Annotated in this window: 9 protein-coding genes and 1 pseudogene; 7 read left to right on the top strand and 3 right to left on the bottom strand. The window is 52.5% G+C overall.

Annotation, left to right across the window (positions count from 1 at the left end; genetic code table 11):
• The first annotated feature begins 979 nt into the window (after positions 1 to 979).
• The 3 genes from aqpZ (at position 980) to SFUM_RS10515 (ending at position 4,127) form a co-directional block, all read left to right on the top strand.
• Positions 980 to 1,684: an aquaporin Z gene (gene aqpZ, locus SFUM_RS10530; RefSeq protein ID WP_011698886.1), complete on the top strand. Its 705-nt coding sequence runs from the start codon at positions 980 to 982 to the stop codon at positions 1,682 to 1,684.
• Between the two features lie 88 nt (positions 1,685 to 1,772).
• The gene (locus tag SFUM_RS10525; RefSeq protein WP_011698885.1) at positions 1,773 to 2,105 is read left to right on the top strand and encodes a hypothetical protein; all 333 of its coding nucleotides are present in this window, start codon (positions 1,773 to 1,775) and stop codon (positions 2,103 to 2,105) included.
• A gap of 786 nt (positions 2,106 to 2,891) precedes the next feature.
• Positions 2,892 to 4,127 carry a radical SAM/SPASM domain-containing protein gene (locus SFUM_RS10515; RefSeq protein ID WP_011698884.1) on the top strand — a complete coding sequence of 412 codons (1,236 nt, stop codon included), beginning with the start codon at positions 2,892 to 2,894 and terminating at the stop codon, positions 4,125 to 4,127.
• Positions 4,128 to 4,249: 122 nt separating this feature from the next.
• Here the strand turns inward: SFUM_RS10515 and SFUM_RS10510 are convergent, their stop codons facing one another.
• A complete protein-coding gene (locus SFUM_RS10510; protein WP_011698883.1) occupies positions 4,250 to 4,867 on the bottom strand; it encodes a helicase HerA domain-containing protein in 618 nt (205 codons plus the stop codon).
• 143 nt (positions 4,868 to 5,010) lie between these two features.
• Between SFUM_RS10510 and SFUM_RS23560 the strand changes: the two genes are divergently transcribed.
• From SFUM_RS23560 to SFUM_RS10495, 3 genes and pseudogenes are all read left to right on the top strand, one after another.
• On the top strand, positions 5,011 to 5,211 hold the full coding sequence (locus SFUM_RS23560) for a hypothetical protein (RefSeq protein ID WP_041440301.1): 201 nt from the start codon (positions 5,011 to 5,013) through the stop codon (positions 5,209 to 5,211).
• 154 nt (positions 5,212 to 5,365) lie between these two features.
• Positions 5,366 to 6,121: pseudogene (locus SFUM_RS23795) on the top strand (RecB family exonuclease).
• Positions 6,122 to 6,193: 72 nt separating this feature from the next.
• The gene (locus tag SFUM_RS10495; RefSeq protein WP_100255602.1) at positions 6,194 to 7,570 is read left to right on the top strand and encodes an IS1380-like element ISSfu1 family transposase; all 1,377 of its coding nucleotides are present in this window, start codon (positions 6,194 to 6,196) and stop codon (positions 7,568 to 7,570) included.
• 403 nt (positions 7,571 to 7,973) lie between these two features.
• On the opposite strand, the gene SFUM_RS10490 is transcribed toward SFUM_RS10495, so the two are convergent.
• Entirely contained in the window at positions 7,974 to 8,474 is a 501-nt protein-coding gene (locus SFUM_RS10490; protein ID WP_011698880.1) for a hypothetical protein, read from the bottom strand.
• A gap of 736 nt (positions 8,475 to 9,210) precedes the next feature.
• On the bottom strand, positions 9,211 to 9,489 hold the full coding sequence (locus SFUM_RS22945; RefSeq protein ID WP_150109483.1) for a hypothetical protein: 279 nt from the start codon (positions 9,487 to 9,489) through the stop codon (positions 9,211 to 9,213).
• Positions 9,490 to 9,841: 352 nt separating this feature from the next.
• On the opposite strand from SFUM_RS22945, the gene SFUM_RS10485 reads away from it, so the two are divergent.
• A complete protein-coding gene (locus SFUM_RS10485; protein WP_011698879.1) occupies positions 9,842 to 12,535 on the top strand; it encodes an AAA family ATPase in 2,694 nt (897 codons plus the stop codon).
• Positions 12,536 to 12,613: the final 78 nt, after the last annotated feature.

Here is a 12,613-nt window from a genome sequence, read left to right as displayed (position 1 = left end):
GCCTGCGGGCCGTTTTCCAATGTCTACGAAGAAGTGCCGGTCGAAACCGGAAAGCCGTGATCGTTTATTGAATGGTTGGACTCTGTGGGACCCTGCCGACTGGTGTGTCGTTATCGAAACCGGGAGTTTCACGACCGCTTCATGTTCTCGAGAAAGAATCGTGCGGTGCGGACGAAGCGTGCGAGCGGGAGAGTGGGCTCAATGGGACTGCCTGCCGCGAAGCGGGTCACGGGAGGCGTCGGTCACGGGCATTCCGAGGCAGACCTCTTTGAATCTCTTGATCCTGCCGTGGATCGCCTTTTGATCTGCAGGAACCGTTGAAATCGAATTGAAGCGTTACAGCATAGCGATGCGCAACATCGTGAGACAAACACCCCGGTCGGAGAGGAGGCGTTGAACAGATCGCACATCGGGAGGCCCGATCGCCTGACGCGAGTCCATGATGGAACGCCGCGCCGCCGCCTGCCATGAGTTTCAATGTAAACTTTGCGAAAAACGAGTGTCAAGTCCAAAAAAATTCCTTTCTAAAAACGATTCTTCTGGTTGTTTTCCACGGTTCCGGGGGGACGGCGGGTAGTGCGTCCATTCGCCCTGAACGCCCTTCGACGACATCGGCCGAACGAGGGATCGATCGGGCCGCCGCATCTCGAAGAGCCCCCCGATTTTGCCGATCCTGAAGTAGACAATCCCGGGCGATCGAGCGTCTTATGAACCAACGGCATGCGAAACGGGGCGAGGGGCATTCTCCGGGCAGGTGGAACAGGTGGTGCGGAACAGGAGGAGAGGCGGCAGGCAGATCGTTATCGTATTTGATATTGTCGCAGTGGGGTTCCGTCCTCTATAATGCATGCAAAACGGCTCTTTTTCACCATGCGCCGCGTGTTGCGGGCATGCATTTCCAACGCTGCACAATATCCTGATCGTGAAATAGCGTTTCGCTGAATCAACCACCAAAATTTCACCGCGAAAGGAGACCGAGATGCGCCTTTCGAACCGAGTATTGGCGGAGTTTATCGGTACGTTCTGGCTGGTGTTGGGGGGCTGCGGCAGTGCCGTTCTGTCGGCGGCTTTTCCCAAAGTGGGCATTGGACTTTTGGGTGTTGCGCTTGCGTTCGGCTTGACGGTGCTCACGATGGCCTATGCCGTCGGACACATATCCGGGTGTCATTTGAATCCGGCCGTCTCCGTCGGGTTGTTCGTGGGCAGACGTTTCCCCGGTTCGGACCTGATTCCGTACATAGTGGCGCAGGTGGCGGGCGGCATTGCCGGGGCGGGAGTCCTATATCTCATCGCAAGCGGGCAGGCCGGTTTCAGCCTTGCGGGAGGCCTGGCCTCCAACGGCTTCGGAGATCACTCCCCCGGCGGGTATTCACTTTCTTCCGCCCTCATCACTGAAATCGTGCTAACCTTCATGTTTCTGATGATCATTCTGGGCTCCACCGACGGCAGGGCACCCCAGGGGTTTGCGCCCATCGCCATCGGTCTGGGGCTCACGCTGATTCATCTCATCGGTATTCCCGTCACGAACCTGTCGGTGAATCCCGCGCGGAGCACCGGACCGGCTGTGTTCGTGGGAGGATGGGCGATCGCTCAGCTCTGGGTTTTCTGGGTTGCACCCATCATCGGCGCGGCACTGGCCGGTCTCGTCTATCCGGCCGTGGCCGGAAAGGCGGAACGGGAATAGGCACGGGAACCAGCTCCACGAGCTTATCGATATAGGGCTTTTTCGTCGAGGTTTACCATCTTTCCGTTCTTTCCAAGGAGGCACCATTATGAAAAAACGCGTGATCGTTCTGTCTGCAATTTTTTTCCTGGTTTGCACCGGTTTGCTTTCCGGCATGGCGCTGGCGCAAAAAGGAATCCATGCGGAAATCGACCAACAACAGCGCCGGATCGACAAGGGAATCGCTTCGGGTGCCCTGACCCGCAATGAAGCCGAGGTTCTGCAGGGGAATCTGTCTTACATCCGGAGTACCTATGACAGGGCGAGAACGGACGGAACCCTCACCCCCCGCGAGGAAAAAAGGCTTCGCACCATGCTGAATGAGAACAGCAAACAGATTTACCAGAAAAAGCACAATATGCCGGTAAGAAAACTGTATTAGCGCGCGATCGTTGAAAGGCAGGCGGTTGGCGTGCGCTTGACAAGGAGATGTCCGGCTCGGGAATCGAGGCGAATCGAATGCCGGGCGGCCGCACCGGAGGATGTTCCGGTCTGCGCGGTCCGGGTGCCGCGGCGAAAGCCCGGGCACTTGAAAAGAGTCCGGGGAATCCGGGTTTGGCACCGTCAATGAGGAAGGAGAGGCACAGGCTTTCGGGCTTGCGCCTCTCTTTCGTTTGCAGGGGAATGGGAGCCTGGCACAGGCAAAGGCCGGGCTCCCGCCGGTCTTCCCGGATTTCGGCGCGCGCGGGAACGGCAACAACGGTTTTCATGCTTCATCAGTGAGCTTCCTGCGCGTGACGGTGCACGAAAATCGATTTCGGTGCGGGTATGTCCGGGCTCCCGCACGGATTGAGGCAGCACGACGGAGCTGTTACGTCTCCTCGGTGCAAAAACCCTGAAAGCGCCGTTGCCGGCGGCTTCGGGAACTTGCTCGGTGGGGTATGCTTTTTGTTTACGCGCTGTTTCCCGCTGAATTCAGTTTGAGTGTCCGCGGTATTGAACCTATAATCGGGACCGCGTGCCTTGCCGGTGCATCTCCAACGTCGGCCTCACCGGATGGATGGCACGGCAGGTGTTCGGTCATGGAATCATCGATGGAAGGTGGATGCCGACAGCCGTGCTTCGGCGGCCGCGCCCGGCACGTGCCGATCTTTCGACGATTCCATTGCCGCGCATCGTTGCGGGTATCGAATTCGGGCATGACGTTGTGACAGGCACAGGACGGCCAATGCGCAAGTTTTCGGATACGCCGCTCGGAAAATTCTTCGGCTTCGAGCGGAAAGGCGCTTCCATGCTGCGCCAGGGTTTGGCCCTGGTGAAGGGCAATCCGCACATCATCGAGACATCGGTTCGGGAGGTCTGGAACAATCTCGTCGGAGTGCCGTTATACCGCCGATTCGATCCCGGCGGCAGCACGCTTCCCGGGGAAATCACGCTCGACCTTACGAGACGGTGCAATTTGAAGTGCGCCATGTGCACCCAGATTCGCCACACCGCCGAGATTCCTCCGGAACTGAGCTGGTACGATTCGGAGCGGGAGTTGCCGTTGTCGAAGTGGATCGACATTCTGGACCAGGTGACGGCCTTTCGACCCAGGCTCCATATTACGGGTGGAGAACCGCTTCTCTATCCCGGCTTCAGGGAGCTTATCCGGGAAGCGAAAAGGAGACGTTTCTTCACGCGGGTGACCTCCAACGGGACGCTGCTGGCCGGGATGGCGGATCTCCTCGTGTCCCTGGGCGTGGAAGTGGTTTCCGTCTCCCTTGACGGTCCCGAGGAGGTCCATGACCGGATAAGGGGAGTTGCGGGAGCGTTCCGGCGGACCACGGCCGGAGCGAAGACCCTGCTCGAGCTCCGAAACGCGCTCGGGAAAAGGATACCGCTCCTTGCGGTCATTTGCACCGTCTCCAAAGACAGTCTGAACACATTGAAGGAGACAGTCCCGCTGGCATTGGCTCTCGGAGCCGATGTCCTGGAAGTTCACCACACGTTTTTCGATTCCCCGGGGAACGTTGCGAAGCACAACCGGATCTTTTCCGCGGACCGGGCCCGCAGGAGAGGGATGGAGCTGATTCTGCCGGAGGTTCTCGACTTCGAGTATTATCGGAGCCGGATCGAAGCGGAGGATCTGGCTCTTTTGCAGGAGACTCTGAGCGAGATGCGCGAGCGGGCCAAAGGGCGCCTGAACATGGTTTTTGTGCCCAACCTCCCGAGGGAATTGATCGGCCCTTACTACCTGGACCTGGAATATGCCTTCCCCGAAGTCTGCAAGAGTCTTTGGAAAAGCTGCCGGATCTACCCCGATGGAAGCGTGGCTCCCTGCCTCCATGTCTACATCGGAAACATCACCGAGCAACCTCTACTGGAACTATGGAACAGTCCCGGGATGAGGGCGTTCAGGGAAACGATAAACGAAGGCCTGTTCCCCGCCTGCGCGCGTTGCTGCAGCAGACGTTTCACCTGACGGGAACATCCGACGCCGGTGCCCCCAAAGGAGACGATACGCGACATGCCGTCGAGACGAAACGCGGAGAGTGTCCGGCCAGCCTTGAGCGCGCGGCAACCGTTCTTTGCCCCGCGGTCCTTTCACTTTTGAGAACCCTCTTCAAGGAACCCCGGCCGATCGTTGAACGGGCTTGCACGCAGGGTGCCGGTCAGCGCTAAAGAGCGGCGGGCTGTCCCCTTTGCCGCGTCCTTCCCGGGGGAATTTCCCCTCCTCGGCAGATCCAGAAGGGTGCTCCCGGGAAAGTCCATGAGGGTCAGCAGCGAGTGGCGAAAGATATGCTCCAATCGCGGACCCCAGAACTCGGGCCAGATTTTTTTGAATACTGAGATCAGGCCGGAGACAACGAGATGATAACGGTCAAGGGGCACCTTCTCCAGTGGATTGAACGCAATCGGATATTCCAGGTCACCGGGATTGAAATAGATGACGTCATGGATTCTTTCCTTGGGAACGAAGTGGAGGATACTTTCCGCCAGGTCACCGTGAGGGTCGATTAGGGCAAGTCCCTTTCCGTCCCGGATATCTGAGATGGCCATCTGGCTTATCAGAGTGGATTTTCCGGTACCGGTCTTTCCCACGACATACATGTGAGCGCGCCGGTTTTTCTGCTTGATGCCGAATACCTTCCGGATGTCCCGGTAGTTGGTGACAGCGAAGGGGGTGATTGAGTTGGCAGCATTGTGCTCGGATTCAGTCATGCCTCCATTCTACTGATCGGCGATTTCTGGAAAAGCTGGGCAAACCTGCTTCCAGCGACAATTACACCCTCCTTACCCATGCCACCCGGTTTCCCTAAGCTGGAGATAGCACATTAAATCTTCATCGAAGAGAGGAGCAGCTTATGGGAAAGACGATGAAAACTATCGAACTAAGGACAGCGGAGGGCAAGCTCATCGTGAGCCTTCACCTCATTGAGAAAGAGGTGGACTCAAAGGGAAAGCCCACCACTCCTGCAAACAGGAAACCGGAAACTCGGACGGAAAAGAACCAGGGCAACGGTTCTCAGAATGACGAACTGATGACCGAAGCCCAAAGACGGTAGCTCTTCCGGATCCTGGCTGACCAGGGCATCGAGGGAGACAGCGCTTTCGAGCGGCTCAAATCTCTCTTTGCCGTTAACGTTCTCAAAGAAGTCACCAAGCGCGACGCGAGCGCCATGATCAGCCGAGTTCTGGAAGAACAGGGAGGTGCCGGCGATGGATCACCTTTCTAGCAGCCAGATGAATCTCTATTTCCAGTGCAGCCTGAAGTATAAGTTGCAGTATGTTGACGGGCTGCCAAAACTTTTCAAAGCTTCGGGCCTGGTATTCGGGAGCGCTGTCCACTTCGCCATTTCCTGGTTTCACAAAAACCAGATGGCAGGGCGGCAGGTAACGCTCGAAAAACTGCATTCCATTTTCACTGCCGACTGGTATGGCCAGAAGGTGGAAAGTGAAATTCGGTACCGGGAGGGGGAGACGGAAGCGAGCCAAATACTCTTGGGAAAAGAAATACTCAGCCTCTACTACCACTAGCCGCGCCGAAATGTGAAGGGGACGGAGATTCCTTTCACTGTTCCTCTGGTCAGTCCCGGAAATGGGGATCACCTCGGAATCAACCTTGAGGGCTACATTGACCTGCTTGAGGAAAATGACATCATCGTGGAGTTCAAAACCTCCGTCAAAACCATGGACCTCAAAGACGTGAACCTGCAGCTCAGCGCCTACAGCTATGCCTACGAGATGCTCCATGGGAAGCGGCCTCGGCTTCTGCGAGTGGTGAATTTCCTCAAGACAAAAAAGCCCAAGATGCTTTCGCTTGAGGTAAAGCCGGTAAGCATTGACCACCAGCGGTTCTCTCATTTTGCCAAGGAAGCGCTCAAGGGTATCCGCTCGGGTGTCTTTTTCCCAAAGCTGAGTTTCTGGTGCAACGGATGCGAGTACACAGAACCGTGCCGGGCTTGGAACGGTTAGCGAAAGTGGCTTAGCCCGGAAAATTCATAAATAGTGCTTGAAAAAGAAACGGACATCCTGTAACGTGTTGACTTGACAAGAGAAAACACGAAACAAAAGGAATGTCCGTTGAATACAGTCTGTCATAAACAACTCTCTTTTGCAAACCTTGATTCGCGCTCTGTTGTGGCCGAGTTTTCGGCCGGCCCAATGACCTCGGACGGCGGCTCATTGCTGCTGCGGGAAATCGATCGCGCAACGGATCTTTCTTCCTCCATGAGCCGGGCACTTTCCGACCGTCGCGATCAGGCCAAAGTGCACCATGGCCAGGAGGAACTCTTGCGCCAACGCCTTTTCGCCATTGCGATGGGCTACGAAGACGGCAACGATCATCAATCCCTGCGCTTTGATCCGGGGCTCAAAACCGCCGTTGGCAGGTTGCCCGAAACCGATCCGGCACTGGCTTCCCAACCGACGCTCTCACGTTTCGAAAACCGTGTAGGGAACTGTGAGCTTCGCCGCCTGAGCGACGCCCTGATTGACGCCTATGTGGCCGCACACCCGGCTCCGCGCAAGGTAATCGTGCTCGATATGGACGCAACGGATGATCCCGTTCACGGCTTGCAGCAACTCTCCTTCTTCCACGGCTACTACGATCAGTACATGCTGCATCCGCTGCTGATCTTTGACGGGCTCACCGGTTTTCCGGTAGCCGCGGTGCTGCGCGCGGGCAACGCACACGCGTCCAAAGGAGCGGCGGCAATCTTGAAGCGCATCATCCGCCGCCTCAAACATGCCTATCCGGGCGCCACTATTCTGGTGCGCGCCGATGCAGGCTTTGCCGTACCGGCCATCTACAGGCTCCTTGAGCGCGAGAAGGTCAAATACACGATCGGCCTGATCACCAATGACCGTCTTCGCAAACGTGCCGCCAACCTGGTGATCAAAGCCGAGAGGCAGTTCGCCAAAACCGGAGCGAAGCAAAGACTCTTTGGCAGCTTTTACCATCGAGCCGGATCCTGGCAACGATCACGTCGGGTTATTGCCAAGGTCGAGCGACTCTCCCGGGGCCTCAACACCCGCTTTGTGGTGACCAACATCCTTGAATCCGCCGCAGGGATTTATGACGGCATCTACACCGGCCGGGGCGATGCCGAGAACCGGATCAAGGAGCTCAAGGTTCATCTCAAAGCCGATCGGCTGAGCTGCACCCGGTTCCAGGCCAACCAGTTTCGGCTGCTGCTGCACACCTTCGCCTTCGTTCTGTTTTGGCACCTGCGCCGGAGCCTTGCCGGAACGGAACTGGCTGCCGCCACAGTCGACACCCTCAAGCTCAAACTGCTCAAAGTCGGCGCACGGGTGGTCCAGAGCGTGCGGCGCATCCTCTTTACCATGCCGCGCGCCTATCCCTATCAACGCCTCTTTGCCACCGCACTGCAAAATATTCGGCAAATGCCGCTCCGATGCTGAAGGCACGGCCTCCCGTACCGAAGCCTGATCACCATGAAAACCGATGTCAACACTACAGGTGCGCCCAATATCGGGCTGTCGGGCACAAAAATATGAGGCGAAAACCGAAACACAGGATTCGGGACCGATTCCAGTGCCTCTCAACAGCACGGACCACCGAAAAATCCGTCTCCGTCACTCATGATGGTCACATTCAACGGCTTTCTCGCCAAGCCTCGTGAATAATGCGGGTTAGAAAATTAAGGAAGCAGAAAGCCTGCTTCCTTAATTCATTTCTGCTTTGTTTGAAAAATTATCCCACCGCTCTAAGCCGTATTTCGAAAGAATCTGGCGAAAATTCAATTTATGTGGCTATGAGGCAAGGCGCGTGACAGTTTCCAGCAATTGCCGCCGCGCCGGCAACTCACCCTTTTCTTCCAGCCCGAATTTCCGTCATCAGTTTATAGGCCTTGACAAATTTCATGGCCTCGTCTTCATTGCGAATTGACATTAGTGCCGGGCTCTTCACACCGCCGAAGTTTAGACAGACGTTGAATTTTTCATTGGCCCAGGTGAGCTTGAATGTTGGAAACCTCCTGCCTTTGTGGCGGAGATAAATCGGGCCATGATCATCCAGGGTGACTCCGTCTATTCCTTTCAGGCTTGCCGACAAAATTTTCTTTACTTTGTACTGACTCATCGCAGTCTCCTTTTGACTGGCCAGCTGGCACCGGCCCCAAGGTGTGGTTGTCCATTCCCAGCAATATTCATCATATTTTTTGATCTCTCCTTTCAATTTGCAGTGGGCGTAGGCTGGCGCCACCGCCTCCTGCTTTTCGTAATGGAAACAGTTTTTACAGCGCACTGCCTTTTGGGATTCTTCAAGAATTCGCTGCAATTCCCAGTCATCAATTGTGTCATCCATCGCTATTCCCCCTTTCTTTCTTCATTTAATTCCTGCGTTCAAACACAATTTTTAAAAACTACGATTTCTGCCGAAAAACGGAGAAAAATAATGACAAATTGGCAAAATATATAATTAATGGAATTGATTTATATAATTCGTAATAAATTCCGACCAAAATTGCAAATTGTAAAGATACATATCAATGGCATTGGTGGATAAATAATCAATCCATTTTATATTTAATAAATCAATTCCATTTATATGATTGTTATATAATTCGGAGCCAATCGCAGTTATCGATCACATTTTAAAGCTACGATTTCAGCCGAAATGGAGAGAAAGCTAATGAAAATCAAATGTTGGATTGTAATTTTGGGGTTTGGTTTTATATTTTTGAATCAATTTCGGTTGAAATTGGAAATTGTTAATTTAATTATATTGACATAAGTACATTTTAATTATATATAAATTACAATTGGGAACTAATTCCGATTGGATTTGAATTTGTGATTGAATTAAAATTTAATATTATTATTTGAATAGATAGTTGGAATAGAAATAGTATCTACATCCAATAGTGGTATGGCATAGGTTGCAATGTATACCACAAAATAATTTTGAATGTCAAGAAAAAATGCGGCAATCTTCCAGATTGCTTATGCGTTGCAGGCGGTTGCCAGACAGCTTGTGATGCTATTGTATTTAATATTCCATCTTATTATATTACTCAACTTATTAGCTTTATATAAATTTGTTATTTGGCTATTTTTTCAAAACCACTTTCATATTGACATATCACACCTATAATTAACGCCTCTGGGAAAACATGAACCTGCAGCTCATTGCCTACAGTTATGCCTAAAAAAGGCTCCGCGGAAAACGGCCGCGGGTTCTGCGAGTGGTGAATTTTTTCAAGACCAAAAAGCCCAAAATGCTTTCGCTTGAGGTAAGGCCGGTAAGCATTGACCACCAGCGGTTCTTTCATTTGGCCAAGGAAACGCTCAAGGGAATCAGCTTTGGCATTTTTTTCCAAGACTGAGTTTCTAGTGCAACGGGTGCGAATACGTAGAACCGTGCCGAACTTGGCAGGGCGGATAGGTCCTGGGGCAGGTGAAATTTGGGGCAAGTGCAATCTTCACTTGCCCTTTAGAATTTTTGGTGAGATCTTGAGCTTAGTGGATCAGCTGTCCCTGAATTCAAGGAGGCTCACAAGGCAGATCAATCAACGGTGACCTATCCAGTGCAATCGTAAATTTCTAGAATTGTTGTAATTTTCATGTTTACTTTCGTCCTAGTCGCTCTATAATGTTGCCCTAAAACATTGGACCGTAGGAGGTGGTTGGAATCGCTGGGACTTTAAGTTTCTACGCTAAATAAGGAACAAAATGTCTCCGATCAAAAAGATTCTCTCTTTTGCACAAAACCGTGATCCCTGGCAACAGGATCTTATTCGAAGAATCTATACAAAGAGTGAGCTTAGGAAGGAGGATACGGATCAGGCCCTCCAATTGTTGAAAGTTTGCTACGGTATTCTTCCTTCCGAGCAGGCGCCATGTCCTGAATGTCTCACTGAATCCCATACTGCACCAGAATCGCCGCAAGTACCCAAGGTGACCTTATACTCTCTCGGGGAAGTTAAGTTCGTTAATCGCTTAGCGGAAAACCAGACGCTCCAGTTCGCAGTTGACGGAATTACTGTCGTCTATGGTGATAATGGGAGCAGGAAGAGTGGGTACTGTCGGTTACTCAAAAAGCTCTGCCGCGTCCGGTCAGGCGGAGAAGAACAGATCTTCGGGAATGCCTTCAAGTCGGAACAAACCCCGCCCGCTGAAGTAACGGTACGCTTTTCGGCAGGAACCGATGCCCCAAAGAAGGTCCGGTGGCTCGATGGAGAAGAACCACCACCGGAACTGGGCCGGTTCTCTGTCTTTGATACCAGGACAGTTCCGATCTATGCCGACAAAGAAAACAAATTAGAGTTTCTGCCGCACAGTATGGATATTTTACCGAAACTCGGGGCGTTGTGTCAGTCACTTGCCGGAAGCGTTGATACAGAGATTAGAGCACTCGAAGTCCAACTTGCCACCCCTTTGCCTCAATTCGCGCCTCGCACCAAGATTGCAGAGATAGTTGCCAAGCTTGTTTCTGCGACACCCACTAAAGCATTGCCCACTGTTACCCAGTTGAGAGAGTTGGCCCAGTGGGACCAGGAATCCGAGCAGGAACTCAATAGGATTGAACGCACGCTAAAAACAGATGCACAGGCCCTCGCCGCCCGGTGTCGTCAACTAAAAGCGGGGGTTGAGCAGCTGAAAACTGACCTAAGCAATGCCGGAGCAGTAGTAGGGGATGATGCCCTTCGAAAACTTATCGCGAATGTTAAGACTACCAAGACAGCTCGGGCGGCAGCTGCTTTAACGGCAAAAACAGCCTTTCAAAACGAGCCGCTGTCCGGTGTTGGTACAGAACCCTGGCGGCTCATGTTTGGGTATGCCCGGAAATATAGTGAAATTGCCTATCCCGGGTTGTCTTTTCCGGTCACTGGTGCCGGTAAGGTCTGCGTCTTATGTCAGCAACCTCTCACACCGGACGCCTCTCATCGTCTTAAACGATTTGAAGCCTTCATAAAGGATACTGCTGAAGCGCAAGCCAAAAAGCTGGAGCAATCTCTGACTAAGGAGATAGCGACCTTTAGTCGGTTTACACTTCGGCCCCGTAATGAGATCGAAACGTTTTTGCTCGGCATGGAGACTATTGATCCCGCCAGCAACGCGCTGGAAGAAGAGATTGTGGAGTTCTTCAAAGCGGTAGCCACTCGCCAAACTGCCTTCGTGAAATCCTGGCAGGAACTAGTGGGGCTTGAAGCACTGCCCGTGCTGCCGCCTTCACCCGCACCAAAGCTTTCCTCTGCGATAGAGCGACTTAATAAATTGCTACGCGGATATGAGCAATCACAAAACCCTGAGCAACGCGCAATTTTGGAGCAGCGCAAGGAAGACCTTTTGGCTGGCAAGCAACTGTCAGAAAATATTAGGATTATTTTGATTCGCCTCCGGCAACTTACAACCCTATCTAAGCTCAAGCAGTGCAAAGCTGCCTGCGACACTACGGCAATTTCCAAAAAGAATTCAGAGTTACGTAGGCTCTTTATTACGCAGGAGTTTGAGGAACGCCTAAGCAAGGAAGTTAAAGAGTTTCGTCTTGAGCACCTACCCTTTAAGATTCACGAAAGAAGTGATCGAGGAGTTAGTTTTCTCGGCGTTGACCTCGATATCGTTCAGCGACTGCAAAACAAGGATATTCTCAGTGATGGAGAATTCAGGGCGCTGGCCCTCGCCTGTTTTCTCACCGAGGTGAACACGATTCCTCATCACAGCGGGATTATCCTCGATGATCCGGTTTCCTCATTGGACCATGTCCGGACTCGTCGGGTAGCGATGCGATTGGTGCAGGAGGCTAAAAGAGGCGGCCAGGTAATCATATTTACCCATGACCTCGTATTTTACTATGAACTTTGGATGGCAGCTGCGGAAGCCCAAGTGCCCCTAACCCGCCATTGGATTCGGGCTACCAGTGAACATGGATTTGGAACTATCCTCAACAAAGAGGAGCCTTGGCAAGCAAAAAAGGTAAACGCTCGCCTTCAATATTTAGAGGAGAAGAAATTACCGCTTATCCGGAATATTCAAGATACCTCGGGAGACCAGTATCGAAGAGCTGTGATGGATTTTTATAGTAGCTTGCGGGAAACATGGGAGCGCCTGGTGGAAGAGCTCCTTTTCAACGGGGTGGTGACTCGGTTCCAAACAGGAGTGATGACGCAGTCTTTGAAGGGGGCTCAGGTAGAGGATGAAGATTATCGACGGATCTATTTTGCGATGAAGAGAGCCTCTGAATTTTCAGGACACGACAGAACCAGAGCCAGGCAGGTTTCTTTCCCCGGTCCCGATGAGATCAAGAGAGATCTGGAAGATCTGAGGATTTACGCAAAGGGGCTTAAGGCCAGAAATAAGTCTCTGGAAGAATCAAGAATTACCCTGGAGAAGCCACCAGAAGGGCTTCTTGTACAGAGAGGCTAAACGAAAACAGATACCAAACAAGTGACCGACATTAATATCTTGAGGAGAGAAAATCACTTTATTATTTACTCTCCTCAT

The organism is Syntrophobacter fumaroxidans MPOB, from assembly GCF_000014965.1.
In the GTDB taxonomy this organism is placed as follows: domain Bacteria; phylum Desulfobacterota; class Syntrophobacteria; order Syntrophobacterales; family Syntrophobacteraceae; genus Syntrophobacter; species Syntrophobacter fumaroxidans.
The sequence above is the reverse complement of the archived record's forward strand: the minus strand, read 5'-3'. Positions and strand labels throughout refer to the sequence as shown.